We start from the raw sequence: 17679 nt of genomic DNA on the forward strand, positions 1-17679 counted from the left end.
CCATGACTTTATTGGCATTGCATGAAGTTGTTTATCGGCAATATTCGGCATCAGAAGACTTGCTTCATCAGCTTAACTTTTCAGTTTCAACTGGTGAGTGTCACTGTATTTGTGGCGTCACAGGTGCTGGCAAATCGACGTTGTTACAACTCATGGCAATGCCAAGTGATTTCGATTACCAAGGCGAGGTAATGCATCATCCTGAACTTCGTTTAGGCTTGGTGATGCAAGACCCCAACGTGCAACTCATACGCGAATCTATTGGGGCTGAAGTTGCGTTTGGCTTGGAAAATATCGCTATTCCTGCTACCGAAATGATTGGACAGGTAGAGCAAGCATTAAAGCTAGTTGGACTTGATTTACCACTAGGTTTTTTAGTGATTAATTTGTCTTTAGGGCAAAAGTATCGACTGATGCTGGCTGCACAACTGGTATTAAACCCCAATCTAATACTGATTGATGAGCCGTGGGCGCAGCTTGATAATGTTGGTGTAAAAGAACTTGTTGGTGCACTTAAACGCCTAATTGACAGTGGAGTCAGTGTGATCATGACTGAACATCACTCGGGGGCTTTTGCTGGGATCATCGATACATATTGGTTATTAGATAATGGTTTATTGAAACAGCAAGACTCAGAGCCAAAGCCAAAGCAAGCCAACAATGTATGTCCTTTCACCAGAACTAAAGTTAGTTCGCCAGTGAATGATACAGCTACTGGAAAGTCAGCAAGCACAGCTGATACTAATAACACAGAAACCAAACTAACGATTTTCCCGCTTACTATTCAGTTCGAAGATGCTCAGCCATTACTTCAAATTAAACAAACCTTACATGCCAACTCTGGAGACCTGATTGGTGTATTTGGTGAAAATGGCTGTGGTAAATCAAGCTTACTTAATCAAATCGTGGGAATTGATAACAGCAATTGTAGCGATATTTTGTTTTTAAATAAGCCTGCAAAACTAGGCTCTTTTGGCAAAGAACTTGGTTTTTTAATGCAACGTCCATCAAGGCAGTTGTTTGAGGTGACGGTTATGCAGGAACTTGAATTTAGCCTCAAACGTTTTGGTCTACCTTTAGCCCAAGCGAGCGAGATATTAACTCAGCTTGAAATCAGTCATATAGCGCAGCAATCTCCCCATAAACTTTCCTACGGACAACAACATTTGGTTGCTTTGGCTTCAGTGCTTTGTATTAAACCTAAATTGTTATTGTTGGATGATCTTTTTGCAGGTCTAGATAACCGATATTTCTCTAAAGTGATTGAGGTTTTAAAGCAATTCTTACATCAAGGTGGGGCCATTATTGTTACTAGTCACCGACCGATACTTGAGAACTTAATCAACAAGAGCTGGCAAATAACCGATAGAGAGTTAACTGAGCAGCTATGTAACCTATCAGGCTATCAAGAGTTGGTTTTGAGTCCAGTAAGGTTTCAACAGGTAAATCAATGAAACAAAAGGTTTACTCTCAATCCAATAATCATAGCAAGCTAAAACACTCAGGAGCTTCTGGAGCGGTTCCAACGGCTGATACTTCAGCTGCCAACACAGAAAGGCTAAGGCAATCTAAAAATGCTCAATGGAGATGCGGATTAGCCATTATTTTTAGTATTGCTTTATCCAGCAGCGCTTTTTTAGTGTCCACAAAGCAACTCGGCTTGTTAGTGCTAATCAACCTAGGTTTACTTATCCATGCATGGTTTCGTAAAGCTCGGCTAACACCACTACTTAAATTATTTGCCATTCAATCAGTCATGACAGTGGGACTCTACTTTCTGTTTTATGGCAGTGACAGGGTAATAGAAGCGATGATTGTGGTGTTAAGGATTATTCTAGTCATGTTGCCTAGCTGGTGGCTTGCGAGCACGCAAACTGCGCAGCATATGAGCCAAGTTTTGTGTTTGTTACTACCGGCTAAATGGGCATTTGTGATTACGACTTCTATTAAGTTACTTCCCTTTATCACCCAAGAAGTCAGAGATATTTACCACATTCAGTGTTTACGTGGTGCGCGCATTACGCCAAAGCATTTGGCTAATCCATTAAATTGGGCTGAGTTGGTTCGTTGCGTGTTATTTCCATTACTCATTCAGTTACTCAGTTTATCTAAATATATCGCTAAATCTGCACAACAACGACATTTTGATAAACACAGTAAACATACCCATTGGCCATTAAATTAGTTAATTAAACAAAGAGGATTAATAAATGAAGCAAGGCTTCACTTTACATAATGCATTATTCATTGGTTTTTGTGCCACGCTGCTGGTGGCCATTAAAAGCATGATGAGAATGAAATTGGGATTAACGGGCCATTCGATGTTTTTAATGAGCTTATTTTATTTAGTGTGTTATGGCGCAACGAATAAAGTTGGCAGCATGACGCTATGTGGCCTATTAGCGGGCATGTTAGCGATGATTTTAGGCGTAGGGAAAGGCGGCCCTTTTATATTGTTGAAATTTGCCTTGCCCGCTTTTGCGATGGATATTGCACTGATATTTATGGCTAACTTGTTCACGTTACGCTGGCGCTGCATTTTACTGGCTGTTATCGGCAGCATCGCTTGGGCGAGTAAATCTTGGATACAGAATTTATTGGTTGGAATGGATCCCCAAGTCGCTTTTATCCAATTTGGGCTAAGCAGTTTAAAAGGAGGTGGCTTTGCGATTGCCGCAGCTTTACTTGTGCCAATAATTATTACTCGTTTGGATGCTCATGATTTAATAACAAGAAATAGGACGCCGCAATAATGATGAAAACGTGGTTAATTTGTATTGACGATACAGATGATATTGGCACTAAAGGTACAGGTGAAATTGCTGAAGAAATATTGAGTTTGTTAATGTCAAAAGCATTTAACGAAGAAGATATCGGTCAATTTAAACAGGTGTCATCTCCAACATGGGTAACTCGACATCAGTTATTTGTTCACCCAGATATACCTTATACCTCTCATAATAGTGCGATGTGTTTTGAAGTGACGACTTCACAATCCTTAGCTGTAATAAAGGATATTTGTGTTGTTCATTTAAAAGCTGAAAGTGCACCTGCTGCAGATCCAGGCTTAGCGATTATTGAAAAAAGCCAGCTAGCCACTAATGATATACAGAGGTTAATGACTTTTGGATTTGAGTCTAAGCAGCAGGTTAAAACCAAGTCAGATGCATATGAATTAGCTGCCAATATAGGTATCGATTTATCGGAACATGGCGGAACTGGCCAAGGTGTTATCGGCGCCATCGCGGGTATTGGCTTGAGGCTTTCAGGACGAGACGGAAGGGTAAAAGGTCAACTTGATGTTGGCTTAACTGATTCAAGCTCTGAATTAGCGCTAACGGTAGAAAAAATCAAACAGCTAACTGGGTTGGATGCGATAATTGAGTTAAATGGTTTTTTACTTAATAACAATGAAATCGTCCATGTTAAAGGTAAAATCAAAGCCGTCATGCAGAACCATCAGTTTGCTTTGTTAGTGTATCAACAACGAGATGAACTGACTGGTGAGCCTCGTTGGCAAAATGCATTAAAACAGCATTTGAAAAAGTATTAATGGGTGGAAGTTATGACTAATAACACGTCTTTTAATCGAGAAAATTGGTTTTATCTTAAAGAAGGCCATTGGGTGTTCCGCTTTACTAATGACGATAGCGAAAAAGCCCAACAAGCTGCATTTTATTGTGAACAATTCATGGAAGATGATGAAGATGAAATGATCGATGATGAGCTTAGAAGCTGTTTTAATTGTATGAAACGTCGCTGGCTTATTGAAAGCTTTGAATGCCGCAGTGTGACAGCTTTGTCTTAATACTGCTTCACTGTAATCTTTTCCATCTATCATTTAATGATGATTGGCATAATGTTTAATGGGAGTCATTTATTATGATTCCCATTGTGAATAACTAAAAATTTCTTGAATCATAAGTAACTTATTTACTTAACCATCTTTTCCCTTTCGTTATTTATCACTTTTATCCCCCAAAAGTCGTTTAAAGCCGCTTCAAATTATCCATATCCCCAACATTTAGTGTGCTGCTTTCTAGCTAAGTTGTTTTCTTTTTATGCTTTTCTAATTCGACCTTGGTCTAAACAGTGCTCGTTGCAATGTTTGAAAAAACTAAGTGAATAATTGTATAAGTGTATGAATTTTAAGTTATATGTTTGTATTCTGTAAAGCTGAGAGAGCACCTCTATAGACTAAGGTCGTGATTGTGGTCACATTTTGAGTTGCTAGATTAACTATCGACTTTAAAAATAATTAGCACAGGGGAGTCACAATGGCTTTTGAAAATGAAGACAAGGCAAAAGGATATTGGAGCGAAAACTTACGATTAGTTTTAAAACTACTCGCAGTTTGGGCGTTTGTATCTTTTGGGTGCGGCATTTTATTAGTGGACGTACTAAATGAAATTACCTTTATGGGGTTTAAGTTAGGTTTTTGGTTTGCACAACAGGGTGCCATGTATGTGTTTGTTGCACTAATTTTTGTGTATGTAGCGAAAGCGAATGCTTTAGACAAAAAATATGATGTACACGAAGATTAAGGAATAAATCATGGATGTTCAAACGTTAACTTATCTTATTGTTGGGGTCACTTTTGCCCTATATATCGGTATTGCCATTTGGTCTCGTGCTGGTTCAACTAAAGAGTTTTATGTCGCTGGTGGTGGGGTTCCACCAGTAATGAACGGTATGGCAACAGCAGCAGATTGGATGTCAGCGGCATCATTTATCTCGCTTGCAGGTATCGTATCTTTTACAGGTTATGACGGCTCAGTTTACTTAATGGGTTGGACGGGCGGCTATGTTCTGCTAGCGCTATGTATGGCTCCCTATCTTCGTAAATTTGGTAAATTTACAGTGCCAGACTTCATCGGCGACCGTTATTACTCACAAGCTGCACGTACAGTTGCTGTTGTTTGTGCCATTTTCATCTGCTTCACTTATATCGCAGGTCAAATGCGTGGTGTAGGCGTAGTGTTCTCTCGCTTCTTAGAAGTCGATGTAGAAACCGGTGTGTACATTGGTATGGCCGTTGTATTCTTTTATGCGGTTTTAGGTGGCATGAAAGGGATTACTTATACTCAGGTTGCTCAGTACTGCGTACTTATCTTTGCCTTCATGGTGCCAGCCATTTTCATCTCAGTGATGATGACAGGTCATATTTTACCTCAAATCGGTTTTGGTGCTGAAATGGTTGATGCTGCAGGTAATGGCACGGGGGTGTACTTACTTGATAAGCTCGACGGATTGTCGGCTGAACTCGGATTTGCCCAATATACCGAAGGCTCGAAGAGCATGATTGATGTGTTCTTTATCACGGGTGCATTAATGTTCGGTACGGCAGGTTTACCACACGTTATTGTTCGCTTCTTCACTGTACCTCGTGTGAAAGATGCACGTGTTTCAGCAGGTTGGGCATTAGTATTTATTGCAATTATGTACACAACAGTTCCAGCGTTAGCAGCGTTCTCTCGTGTAAACATGATTGAAACCATTAATGGTCCAGATTCTACAGGCGTATCATATGAATCGGCACCTGAGTGGATTAAAAACTGGGAAAAAACAGGCCTTATTACTTGGGATGATAAGAATAATGATGGCAACATCTATTATACCAATGGTGATGCCAATGAAATGAAGATTGACCGCGATATCATGGTACTAGCGACTCCTGAGATTGCTTCACTGCCAGCATGGGTTATTGCACTGGTAGCAGCAGGTGGTCTAGCAGCTGCACTATCTACTTCAGCAGGTTTACTATTGGTTATTTCTACTTCGGTATCTCATGATTTATTGAAGAAGAATTTAATGCCTGATATTTCTGATAAAGAGGAGCTCAAGTATGCCCGTATTGCAGCAGGTTTAGGTGTTGTGATGGCTGGTTACTTCGGGATTAACCCTCCAGGGTTTGTGGCCGCGGTAGTGGCGATTGCATTCGGCTTAGCTGCATCATCACTGTTCCCTGCGATTATTATGGGTATTTTCTCTAAAACAGTGAATAAAGAAGGCGCAATTGCAGGTATGTTGTCTGGCCTATTGTGTACTGCAGCTTATATTGTTTACTTCAAGTTCATTAATCCAAGTGCCAACATTAGTGATAACTGGTTCTTAGGTATCTCACCTGAAGGCTTTGGTTTGGTAGGTATGTTTATTAACTTTGGTGTTGCATTTGCTGTAACTAAAGTGACTAAGAAAATACCTGATGATGTAGTGGCAATGGTTGAGTCAATTCGTTTCCCTAAAGGTTCAGGTGAAGCGCACGACCACTAGTATGAGTTGTTAATCGACTAGCATTAACGAACTTGTTAATGACCTTACTAAAAAGGGCGCTTCGGCGCTCTTTTTGTTTGTTTCATATAACCATAACAATCAGATTTTAGGCGTGAAATTTCCTTCACTAACCTTAAAGTCGAATAGAGCCACATTTAAGATTTACGTATAGTTGAAACAGTTTAGCGAGAATAATTTACTGTTTTAAGCAATGTAAGAATGAGGCCAATATGAAAGATGCCAGTGAACTTCAGCCTATTTTGCAGTTTATTCATGCATTGGTGCCGTTTGATTCTTTATCTGAATCAAATCTTGTTCGTTGCTGTCAGCAACTCACCATTGGTTATTACAGTAAAGCCAACAAAATAGTTCCTCTAGATGAAAACCATCCACAGCTATACATTGTTAGAAGTGGCGCGTTTGAGGTTAGAGATGAGCAAGGCGAATTACTCGATAGGTTAGGAGAAGGAGATTACTTTGGTTTCCCATCACTATTGTCAGGTGAAAAAGTCAGTAATCAGGTACAAATTTTAGAAGACAGCTTGGTATATCACCTCGACCCTGAAACCTTTAATTACCTTAGAAATGAAAGTAGAGTGTTTGACCGTTTTTTTAATCGTGCCTTTGCGAAAAGAATGCGTCATCAAGCAAGGTTTAAAGCCAAAGACTTAACCACGACTAATCGGGTTAATAGTTTGATGTCAGCAGATCCACTAAGTATTGATTGTCATGAAACAGTCAGCGAAGCGGCAAAAAAAATGCGTTTAGCCCGAGTATCTTCAGTATTGGTGATAGATAACAATAAACTGATTGGGATTTTAACCGACAGAGATTTACGCAATCGCGTATTAGCTGAAGGCTTTGATGGTAACTTAGCTGTTCATCAAGCAATGACAGCAAATCCTAAGACTTTGACTGCCAATGCCTTGGTTTTTGAAGCCATGTTATTAATGAGTGAGCACGGTATACACCATTTACCCATTTTAGCTGAGCCTCCCACTGATGAAAAAACACAACCGCCTGCGGTAGGTATACTGACCAGTACCGATATCTTACGTGGTCAAAGCTCACAGCCTTTGTTGTTAATTGGTGAAATTGAAAGGCAACAAGACATTGAAAGCTTGATAAATGTCAGTAAGCAGATCCCCGTATTATTGCAAAACCTAATCAGTGCGGATGCTAGAGCTGAAGAAGTAGGTCGTGTGCTGACCTCGGTTACAGATGCGTTAACGCGAAGACTGATTATTTTAAACCAGCAGTTATTAGGCGCAGCTCCTATGGCATTCTGTTGGTTAGCTTTTGGCTCGCAAGGTCGGCAAGATCAAGCTGCATGTAGCGATCAAGATAATGGTCTATTGTTGGCTCATGAACCTGATGAGCATGCGAAAGGTTATTTCGACGCATTATCCCATGCAGTATGTGAAGGCCTTGATAAGTGCGGTTATATCTATTGTCCTGGCGATATTATGGCGCAAAACCTTAAGTGGCGTTTATCACTGGATAAATGGCAGCGGCACTTTGAGCAATGGTTAAATGCACCAGAACCCAAAGCGTTAATGCATGCCAGTATCTTTTTTGACATGCGCGCTGTTTATGGTCCACAAAATTTATTCGACCAATTGCAGCTGCACGTATTAGAGCGCACTAAAGATAATGATATTTTTCTTGCTGGTATGGCGGGTAACTCCCTTGTTGAGTCGCCACCTTTGGGCTTTTTTAGGAAGTTTGTGCTTGAACGAGATGGCAGTGAAGTCAAAGGCATGGACTTAAAGCACAAAGGTGTCGCACTCATTAATGATATTGCTAGGGTGTATGCATTAAGTGCGGGGATCACAGAGGTAAATACCCCGAAACGTATTCGAGCACTTATGGATGCGAATATTATTAACCGTAAAGATGCCCTTAATCTTGCTGATGCTCATGAGTTTATTGCTCATATGCGCCTAGCAAACCAAGGTGAGCAATATACCAGTCAGCAAGATGTGACCAATTATTTAAAACCTCAACAAATGTCTTCGTTGATGCGCCATCAATTGCGGGATGCTTTTAAAGTGGTTCATGATGCGCAATCGGGTCTTAGAATGAAGTTTATGCGGAGCTATTAATCAGTGAATGAACTCTGGCTCAAAACGCGGCTTTATCTTGAAATCTTTGGTCAAAAAGATCAGTTGTCTGAATATCAGCAACATTGTTTAACTGTGATTAATAAGCCCATAGTCAAAGTGCCTTTAATGGCGATTGATTTAGAAATGACAGGCTTAGATCCACTTCTAGATCAAATTATTAGTATTGGTATAGTACCTATTGAACCAAGTAGTATTCCTTTATCAATCCCGCTTTCAAAAGCGCAGCAGGTTATGATAAATATCGAAGGTAGTGTCGGTCAAAGCGCAGCGGTGCATGGCATTATTGATAATCACTTATCCAGCGCGCTTAGTTTAGAGCAAGCTATGGAATGGTTTATTGAGCAAACTAAAGGGCACATATTGGTAGCACATCATGCGCCAATGGATATTGGTTTCTTACAATCTCATTTACTAAAGAGCCATAACAGAGCCATTAAACTGCCTTATATTGATACCTTAGCACTAGAAAAGCAGCGATTGCTTCGTCAACATGATGTGTTAAAAGAGGGGAGTTTGCGGCTCGATGCATGTAGGCAGCGATATGGCTTACCAACCTATTCTGGCCATGATGCTTTAACAGATGCTTTAGCTTGTGCAGAGTTACTTGTCGCGCAACTCAATTCTATTGGTGATATTAACAAACTGTCTGCATCTGAGTTTATTTCAATTTAAACGGGTTTATTCAAGCAGGTGTTTATAAATTGCTTTTTACAAGTCGCTGACTAAAGGTATTTCAAGATTAGTAGCCAAGTTTTAGGCACAAAAAAACCAGCATTATGCTGGTTTTTAATTTCAGTGATTAGCTGAGTTTGAATAACTCGGTTAGTTTATTTTTCTTTATTACAGAAAAAATCAACCGCCGGCTTAATTAACTCTAATGCTGAGACTTCACATGGTGGTAGTTCAGCTGTTGGAGGGTTAATTGGTTGAGTGCGCTCACCCCATTTCAGCAATAACGCTGCAGAAGTCAGTCCAGCGCCAAAGGCACAAGATAAAATGGTTTGACCAGATGTCATTTTGCCTTGCTCTAACGCATCGCAAATCGCGATAGGAATAGTCGCCGCAGAGGTATTACCGTATTTAGCAATATTGACGAATGCCTTTTCTTTTGGAATTTTCATGCGGCTAATTAAGGTATCAATAATACGTTCATTAGCTTGATGCGGAATAACCAGATCAACATCTTCTTTGGTCATATTGCAGTTTGCAAGTACCTTAGTACTGAGTCCTCCCATGCCATGAATGGCACGTTTAAACACTTCTTGCCCATCTAAGTTGATGAAGAAATCTAAAGATGATGAATCAAAGCGATCCATTTGGGTACCAAAACCTGAAGATAAGATACCACGGGCTGCTGGGTCATTATTAAGCTCGTAACCTAATACACCACCAGGTTCATTGCTGGCTTCAATTACAACTGCACCAGCACCATCACCAAATAGCACTGCAGTTTCACGGCGAGACCAATCGAGATAAAAAGATAATCTTTCAGCGCCTATAACAAGAATTTTTTTGTTTTGGCCGCTCTTTATCATTGAGCTACCCATACCTAATGCATATAAAAAGCCACTGCATGCAGCGTTGATATCAAATGCCCCACAGGTCGCACCTACATTTGCTTGTACTGTTGAAGCTATATTTGGAATAAGCGTATCAGGGCTTGCCGTGGCTAAAATGATTAAATCTAACTCGCTTCCATCAATACCTGCTGCTAATAGTGCATTTTTTGCTGCTACTGTCGCAAGCTCAGAAGTGTTCACATGACTGATATGTCTTTCACTAATGCCTGTACGAGTTTTGATCCACTCATCAGACGTTTCCATAAATGTGGCTAGGTCATCATTGGTCAATGTTGCTGGTGGGACACATTTTCCCCAACCGGTAATATGAGCATACTGCATGTGTTTATCTCTCAAATAAAATTTAAAATTGTCTGTTAAAACGACATTTGACTAGAGGGCAAATTATTTAATTTGCTGAATCACTAATTTTTTAATCGCTTTTTCGGCATGTAAAATATGCTCGCGTAAAAGCTTTGTCGCTTTATCGATATCTTTGTTTTTACACAACTCAAATAGTTCGCGATGTTCTCGCTCAGCGGTGGGAATGCCACCTGTTAACAATAGCTGTAAGCGAATATAGCGATCACAGTTATTATTCAGTCCATGGACAACTTCGAGTGTATGTGGTTTGTTTGCGGCTTCGTATAAACAGGTATGAAACTGAGTATTGAGTTCGCTCCATGTTGCTACGGAGTCTTGTAACTTTAATGCCGACTCTAATTGAGCTAGAACTGCATCAGCCTTATTGAAATCATCTTCTCGCAAATTTGGGATTGCTTTTGCAAGTAAATCAGTCTCAATCATAGCCCTTAATTCAAATAATTCTGTGACTTGTTCTACAGAAAGTTCAGTCGCAGTCGCCCCTTTATGTGCTTCAAACTTAACTAAGCCTTCTGCTTCAAGTTGAACTAACGCCTCGCGTACAGGAATACGGCTTACATTGAGCTGTTCAGCAATAGCTGATTGTCTTAGAGGTTCGCCGGCTTTTATATAGCCAGACAAAATACGCTCTCTAAGCACTTCAACAACTGCTTGGGTTCGAGTTTTATGAATTATTGGTTGTATTTGACTCATTACTTCTTAATAAATGCCACAAAATATCTACGGAAGGGTAACCTTTACAGAATGCATTATAAAGTACAACCGCAAAAAATGTAGCTTTTATAATACAAGTGCATATTTTTCTCAGTAATGGGATAATCACGTTAATAAAGAATTTAGGAGTAGTACCGTGAATAAAGCCGTTTTTTTAGATCGTGACGGAGTCATTAATGTTGATAAGGGTTATGTGCACCTTGTAGATGACTTTGAGTATATCGAAGGCGTTTTCGAAGCTTGTTTAGCATTTAAAGAGATGGGCTATAAAATTGTAGTGGTGACTAACCAGTCAGGTATTGCTCGTGGTATGTATTCAGAAGACGATTTTCACCATTTAACTGAATGGATGGACTGGAACTTTGCAGATAAAGGTGTCGAGTTAGACGGTATCTATTATTGTCCGCATCATCCAGAGAAAGGTTTAGGGGAATATAAGCAAGATTGCGATTGTCGTAAACCGAAACCTGGAATGATGCTAGATGCTGGCGCATTCCTTAAAATAGATATGGCAAACTCTATAATGGTGGGTGATAAAGCTGATGATATCCGTGCAGCTAAAGCTGCGGGTATTAATACTGCAATATTAGTTCGTAGTGGCAAAGTGGTAGATGAAGCCGGTATAGAGCTTGCTACAACAGTAGTAAATAGTATTGCTGATGTTCCTTCTTTTATTAAGCAACTGTAATCTTTTTAGATTAAAACGCCTTTAAATTGTCATAAAAGTCATGGATTACGACTTTTTTGATGGTTTTTAGGTCGAAACGTTTAAAAAGTGTGCTTTTGAACTGTTTTTTATCAATTATTTCGTAAAAGCACTTGCGGGATGAAATGATTTCCCTATAATGCGCAACCACTGACACGGAACAAGGCGTATGACGCTAGTTACCGAGTCCGCTCTTTAACAATTTATCAAGTAATCTGTGTGGACACTCACAGGTGTTGAGTTAATCGAAATTGCTGCTTAGGTAGCAATCAAAATTATTATCAATGTAACGATGAGTGTTCATAGCAATATGTAACAAACAGGATGTAGATTCTTCCGAGTCTGCATAATGTAATCAGAATTCATTGAGCCGAGACTTAGTCTCAAAAAACTTTAATTGAAGAGTTTGATCATGGCTCAGATTGAACGCTGGCGGCAGGCCTAACACATGCAAGTCGAGCGGTAACAGATTGATAGCTTGCTATCAATGCTGACGAGCGGCGGACGGGTGAGTAATGCCTAGGGATCTGCCCAGTCGAGGGGGATAACAGTTGGAAACGACTGCTAATACCGCATACGCCCTACGGGGGAAAGGAGGGGACCTTCGGGCCTTTCGCGATTGGATGAACCTAGGTGGGATTAGCTAGTTGGTAAGGTAATGGCTTACCAAGGCGACGATCCCTAGCTGTTCTGAGAGGATGATCAGCCACACTGGGACTGAGACACGGCCCAGACTCCTACGGGAGGCAGCAGTGGGGAATATTGCACAATGGGGGAAACCCTGATGCAGCCATGCCGCGTGTGTGAAGAAGGCCCTAGGGTTGTAAAGCACTTTCAGTAGGGAGGAAAGGTAGTGGTTTAATACGCCATTACTGTGACGTTACCTACAGAAGAAGGACCGGCTAACTTCGTGCCAGCAGCCGCGGTAATACGAGGGGTCCAAGCGTTAATCGGAATTACTGGGCGTAAAGCGTACGCAGGCGGTTCATTAAGCCAGATGTGAAATCCCCGGGCTCAACCTGGGAATTGCATTTGGAACTGGTGAACTAGAGTCTTGTAGAGGGGGTAGAATTTCAGGTGTAGCGGTGAAATGCGTAGAGATCTGAAGGAATACCGGTGGCGAAGGCGGCCCCCTGGACAAAGACTGACGCTCATGTACGAAAGCGTGGGGAGCAAACAGGATTAGATACCCTGGTAGTCCACGCCGTAAACGATGTCTACTCGGAGTTTGGTGCCTTGAGCACTGGGCTCCCAAGCTAACGCATTAAGTAGACCGCCTGGGGAGTACGGCCGCAAGGTTAAAACTCAAATGAATTGACGGGGGCCCGCACAAGCGGTGGAGCATGTGGTTTAATTCGATGCAACGCGAAGAACCTTACCTACTCTTGACATCCAGAGAATTCGCTAGAGATAGCTTAGTGCCTTCGGGAACTCTGAGACAGGTGCTGCATGGCTGTCGTCAGCTCGTGTTGTGAAATGTTGGGTTAAGTCCCGCAACGAGCGCAACCCCTATCCTTATTTGCCAGCACGTTATGGTGGGAACTCTAGGGAGACTGCCGGTGATAAACCGGAGGAAGGTGGGGACGACGTCAAGTCATCATGGCCCTTACGAGTAGGGCTACACACGTGCTACAATGGCGTATACAGAGGGTTGCAAAGCCGCAAGGTCTAGCTAATCTCACAAAGTACGTCGTAGTCCGGATTGGAGTCTGCAACTCGACTCCATGAAGTCGGAATCGCTAGTAATCGTAGATCAGAATGCTACGGTGAATACGTTCCCGGGCCTTGTACACACCGCCCGTCACACCATGGGAGTGGGCTGCACCAGAAGTAGATAGTCTAACCTTCGGGGGGACGTTTACCACGGTGTGGTTCATGACTGGGGTGAAGTCGTAACAAGGTAGCCCTAGGGGAACCTGGGGCTGGATCACCTCCTTACCTATACGACTAACTTAATGTTTGTTGAGTGTTCACACAGATTACTTGATAGAAAGAAAGAGAAATGTATCGAAAGATATTTTTGAGGATTTTGATTCTTAATCAAGGCACTTGATGAGTTTCGCAGGGAGTGTGCTCTAGCACATGACTGAGAAACGAAGAAAGTAACGCCGAGTAAGGATTAAAAGACCAAAAAGAATGGGTCTGTAGCTCAGCTGGTTAGAGCGCACCCCTGATAAGGGTGAGGTCGGTGGTTCAAGTCCACTCTGACCCACCAAATCTTCGTTTTTACTGCGTTGACTTATTACTCGTTTAGTGAACTAAACGTCGCAACAAGTCGCCTTGTCTAAACTCGATTTGGCTTCGCCAATGTCTACATTGGATATCTTGATTTTTTCTCAACTGCATGTAAATGGGGCTATAGCTCAGCTGGGAGAGCGCCTGCCTTGCACGCAGGAGGTCTGCGGTTCGATCCCGCATAGCTCCACCATTTACTTACTTTTATAAAATCGTAAGTCATGCATATTTGGATAGAGACGCCAAAGATAAAGCGACAGCTTTATCTTTGGCTTTTTTAAGCCCGTTCTTTAACAATTTGGAAAGCTGATAGTATTTAATTGCATGAGTCTGTCATGTTAATTAATACAAATCGTATTATTGGGAAGTTAATCCCTTTTCAATAATACATTGAGTTCTCAAAACACTTTATTAAGTGTCTTGAATATTCTAAAAACTAAGGCGAATTTGTGTACTCGTAAGAGATGCAAATTAGTAATAAACCAGCTAGTTACGGTACAACAGTTAAGGCTATGGGCTTTAACAACAGTTTGTTTCTTTTAGAAACTTATTTGGGTTGTATGGTTAAGTGACTAAGCGTATACGGTGGATGCCTTGGCAGTCAGAGGCGATGAAGGACGTAGTAACTTGCGAAAAGCGTTGGCGAGCTAGTAACAAGCATTTGAGCTAACGATGTCCGAATGGGGAAACCCGGCCACATAAGTGGTCATCATAACGTGAATACATAGCGTTATGAGGCGAACCTGGGGAACTGAAACATCTAAGTACCCAGAGGAAAAGAAATCAACCGAGATTCCCCTAGTAGCGGCGAGCGAACGGGGATTAGCCCTTAAGTCTATGGGGTGTTAGTGGAATGTGTTGGAAAGCACAGCGGCACAGGGTGATAGCCCCGTACATGAAAACTAACCATAGATGAAATCGAGTAAGGCGGGACACGTGACATCCTGTTTGAATATGGGGGGACCATCCTCCAAGGCTAAATACTCCTGACTGACCGATAGTGAACCAGTACCGTGAGGGAAAGGCGAAAAGAACCCCTGTGAGGGGAGTGAAATAGAACCTGAAACCGTGTACGTACAAGCAGTGGGAGCGGTTCTTGAGACCGTGACTGCGTACCTTTTGTATAATGGGTCAGCGACTTACATTTTGTAGCGAGGTTAAGCGAATAGCGGAGCCGTAGGGAAACCGAGTGTTAACTGCGCGTTTAGTTGCAAGGTGTAGACCCGAAACCGAGTGATCTAGCCATGGGCAGGTTGAAGGTTGAGTAACATCAACTGGAGGACCGAACCGACTAATGTTGAAAAATTAGCGGATGACTTGTGGCTGGGGGTGAAAGGCCAATCAAACTCGGAGATATCTGGTTCTCCTCGAAAGCTATTTAGGTAGCGCCTCGAGCGAATACCACTGGGGGTAGAGCACTGTTAAGGCTAGGGGGTCATCCCGACTTACCAACCCTTTGCAAACTCCGAATACCAGTGAGTACTACTCGGGAGACAGACGGCGGGTGCTAACGTCCGTCGTCAAAAGGGAAACAACCCAGACCATCAGCTAAGGTCCCAAAGTTATTGCTAAGTGGGAAACGATGTGGGAAGGCTTAGACAGCTAGGATGTTGGCTTAGAAGCAGCCATCATTTAAAGAAAGCGTAATAGCTCACTAGTCGAGTCGGCCTGCGCGGAAGATTTAACGGGGCTAAGCAATACACCGAAGCTATGGGTTTGCACTTAGGTGCAAGCGGTAGAGGAGCGTTCTGTAAGCGGTTGAAGGTGAAGGGGTAACCCACACTGGACGTATCAGAAGTGCGAATGCTGACATGAGTAACGATAATGGGGGTGAAAAACCCCCACGCCGAAAGACCAAGGGTTCCTGTCCAACGTTAATCGGGGCAGGGTGAGTCGACCCCTAAGGCGAGGCCGAAAGGCGTAGTCGATGGGAAACGGGTCAATATTCCCGTACTTCTGCTAACTGCGATGGAGAGACGGAGAAGGCTAGGCTAGCGCGGCGTTGGTTGTCCGCGTTTAAGACTGTAGGCTGTAAACTTAGGCAAATCCGGGTTTACACTAGGCTGAGAGTTGATGACGAGTCCCCAAGGGGATGAAGTAGTTGATGCCATGCTTCCAGGAAAATCTTCTAAGCTTCAGGTTAGTAGGAATCGTACCCCAAACCGACACAGGTGGTCGGGTAGAGAATACCAAGGCGCTTGAGAGAACTCGGCTGAAGGAACTAGGCAAAATGGTACCGTAACTTCGGGAGAAGGTACGCTGCTGGCGGTGATGGGACTTGCTCCCTAAGCTGCTGGCAGTCGCAGATACCAGGTGGCTGCAACTGTTTATCAAAAACACAGTACTGTGCAAAATCGCAAGATGACGTATACGGTATGACGCCTGCCCGGTGCTTGAAGGTTAATTGATTGGGTTATCTTCGGAGAAGCTCATGATCGAAGCCCAAGTAAACGGCGGCCGTAACTATAACGGTCCTAAGGTAGCGAAATTCCTTGTCGGGTAAGTTCCGACCTGCACGAATGGCGTAATGATGGCCACGCTGTCTCCAGCCGAGACTCAGTGAAGTTGAAATTGCGGTGAAGATGCCGTATACCCGCGGCTAGACGGAAAGACCCCGTGAACCTTTACTATAGCTTGGCACTGAACATTGAACCTACATGTGTAGGATAGGTGGGAGACTTTGAAGCTTCGTCGCTAGATGGAGTGGAGTCAATCTTGAAATACCACCCTTGTAGTTTTGATGTTCTAACCGCGGCCCCTTATCGGGGTTCGGGACAGTGCCTGGTGGGTAGTTTGACTGGGGCGGTCTCCTCCCAAAGAGTAACGGAGGAGCACGAAGGTTGGCTAAGTACGGTCGGACATCGTACGGTTAGTGCAATGGCATAAGCCAGCTTAACTGCGAGACATACACGTCGAGCAGGTACGAAAGTAGGTCATAGTGATCCGGTGGTTCTGTATGGAAGGGCCATCGCTCAACGGATAAAAGGTACTCCGGGGATAACAGGCTGATACCGCCCAAGAGTTCATATCGACGGCGGTGTTTGGCACCTCGATGTCGGCTCATCACATCCTGGGGCTGAAGTCGGTCCCAAGGGTATGGCTGTTCGCCATTTAAAGTGGTACGCGAGCTGGGTTCAGAACGTCGTGAGACAGTTCGGTCCCTATCTGCCGTGGGCGTTGGATGATTGAAGGAAGCTGCTCCTAGTACGAGAGGACCGGAGTGGACGAACCGCTGGTGTTCGGGTTGTTATGCCAATAGCATTGCCCGGTAGCTACGTTCGGAATCGATAACCGCTGAAAGCATCTAAGCGGGAAGCGAGTCCTAAGATGAGTCATCCCTAGGAATTTAATTCCTCTAAAGAGCCGTTCGAGACTAGGACGTTGATAGGCAGGGTGTGTAAGCGTTGTGAGGCGTTGAGCTAACCTGTACTAATGACTCGTGAGGCTTAACCATACAACCCAGATAAGTTTTACCAGAAATGAGTCCAATCATTTCTTGGCACTGCCTACATCCATGTAGGTGTATCTGAGTTGATGGTAACTAGATTTATTACATAAGACTTAGTGAAGAATTTAAAGCGCTTAATAAAGTAAGGTCATAAAATGCTCCTGCATGTATGACATCAAGTACATCCATGTACTTGAAACTCAAAGAAAAAACAGCTTTCCGAATTTAGTTAAT

The 17679-nt window shown here is 42.7% G+C and carries 12 protein-coding genes, 2 tRNA genes and 2 rRNA genes; 14 read left to right on the plus strand and 2 right to left on the minus strand.

Going from position 1 to position 17679, the window contains the following annotated elements; genetic code table 11:
* Window positions 1-2: 2 nt before the first annotated feature.
* From AC0L4E_RS06650 to AC0L4E_RS06690, 9 genes are all read left to right on the plus strand, one after another.
* The gene (locus tag AC0L4E_RS06650; RefSeq protein WP_473678528.1) at window positions 3-1454 is read left to right on the plus strand and encodes an ATP-binding cassette domain-containing protein; all 1452 of its coding nucleotides are present in this window, start codon (window positions 3-5) and stop codon (window positions 1452-1454) included.
* Window positions 1451-2185 carry a CbiQ family ECF transporter T component gene (locus AC0L4E_RS06655; RefSeq protein WP_473678529.1) on the plus strand — a complete coding sequence of 245 codons (735 nt, stop codon included), beginning with the start codon at window positions 1451-1453 and terminating at the stop codon, window positions 2183-2185. The genes AC0L4E_RS06650 and AC0L4E_RS06655 overlap by 4 nt, the downstream gene beginning before the upstream one ends.
* Before the next feature lie 25 nt (window positions 2186-2210).
* On the plus strand, window positions 2211-2753 hold the full coding sequence (locus AC0L4E_RS06660; RefSeq protein ID WP_473678530.1) for a core component of ECF transporter: 543 nt from the start codon (window positions 2211-2213) through the stop codon (window positions 2751-2753).
* Window positions 2754-2755: 2 nt separating this feature from the next.
* On the plus strand, window positions 2756-3553 hold the full coding sequence (locus tag AC0L4E_RS06665) for a DNA-binding protein (RefSeq protein WP_473681550.1): 798 nt from the start codon (window positions 2756-2758) through the stop codon (window positions 3551-3553).
* Window positions 3554-3565: 12 nt separating this feature from the next.
* Window positions 3566-3808: a hypothetical protein gene (locus AC0L4E_RS06670; RefSeq protein ID WP_473678531.1), complete on the plus strand. Its 243-nt coding sequence runs from the start codon at window positions 3566-3568 to the stop codon at window positions 3806-3808.
* A gap of 469 nt (window positions 3809-4277) precedes the next feature.
* Entirely contained in the window at window positions 4278-4544 is a 267-nt protein-coding gene (locus AC0L4E_RS06675; RefSeq protein WP_473678532.1) for a DUF4212 domain-containing protein, read from the plus strand.
* Window positions 4545-4554: 10 nt separating this feature from the next.
* A complete protein-coding gene (locus tag AC0L4E_RS06680) occupies window positions 4555-6273 on the plus strand; it encodes a sodium:solute symporter family protein (RefSeq protein WP_473678533.1) in 1719 nt (572 codons plus the stop codon).
* Window positions 6274-6503: 230 nt separating this feature from the next.
* A complete protein-coding gene (locus AC0L4E_RS06685; protein WP_473678534.1) occupies window positions 6504-8378 on the plus strand; it encodes a DUF294 nucleotidyltransferase-like domain-containing protein in 1875 nt (624 codons plus the stop codon).
* A 3-nt stretch (window positions 8379-8381) separates the two neighbouring features.
* Window positions 8382-9071: an exonuclease domain-containing protein gene (locus tag AC0L4E_RS06690; RefSeq protein ID WP_473678535.1), complete on the plus strand. Its 690-nt coding sequence runs from the start codon at window positions 8382-8384 to the stop codon at window positions 9069-9071.
* A gap of 155 nt (window positions 9072-9226) precedes the next feature.
* Here the strand turns inward: AC0L4E_RS06690 and AC0L4E_RS06695 are convergent, their stop codons facing one another.
* Both AC0L4E_RS06695 and AC0L4E_RS06700 read right to left on the minus strand, forming a co-directional pair.
* The gene (locus AC0L4E_RS06695) at window positions 9227-10300 is read right to left on the minus strand and encodes a beta-ketoacyl-ACP synthase 3 (RefSeq protein ID WP_473678536.1); all 1074 of its coding nucleotides are present in this window, start codon (window positions 10298-10300) and stop codon (window positions 9227-9229) included.
* 63 nt (window positions 10301-10363) lie between these two features.
* Window positions 10364-11035 carry a GntR family transcriptional regulator gene (locus AC0L4E_RS06700; RefSeq protein ID WP_473678537.1) on the minus strand — a complete coding sequence of 224 codons (672 nt, stop codon included), beginning with the start codon at window positions 11033-11035 and terminating at the stop codon, window positions 10364-10366.
* Between the two features lie 157 nt (window positions 11036-11192).
* Between AC0L4E_RS06700 and gmhB the strand changes: the two genes are divergently transcribed.
* The 5 genes from gmhB (at window position 11193) to AC0L4E_RS06725 (ending at window position 17451) form a co-directional block, all read left to right on the plus strand.
* On the plus strand, window positions 11193-11744 hold the full coding sequence (gmhB, locus tag AC0L4E_RS06705) for a D-glycero-beta-D-manno-heptose 1,7-bisphosphate 7-phosphatase (protein WP_473678538.1): 552 nt from the start codon (window positions 11193-11195) through the stop codon (window positions 11742-11744).
* Between the two features lie 412 nt (window positions 11745-12156).
* Window positions 12157-13700 (plus strand): 16S ribosomal RNA (locus AC0L4E_RS06710).
* Between the two features lie 200 nt (window positions 13701-13900).
* A tRNA-Ile gene (locus tag AC0L4E_RS06715) sits at window positions 13901-13977 on the plus strand.
* Between the two features lie 137 nt (window positions 13978-14114).
* Window positions 14115-14190 (plus strand) — tRNA-Ala (locus AC0L4E_RS06720).
* Window positions 14191-14559: 369 nt separating this feature from the next.
* Window positions 14560-17451: ribosomal RNA gene (locus tag AC0L4E_RS06725) — 23S ribosomal RNA — on the plus strand.
* The 16S and 23S rRNA genes sit together here with 2 tRNA genes alongside, the layout of an rRNA operon.
* The last annotated feature ends 228 nt before the right edge of the window (window positions 17452-17679 follow it).

The organism is Shewanella sp. GJ50-10 (assembly GCF_055808815.1).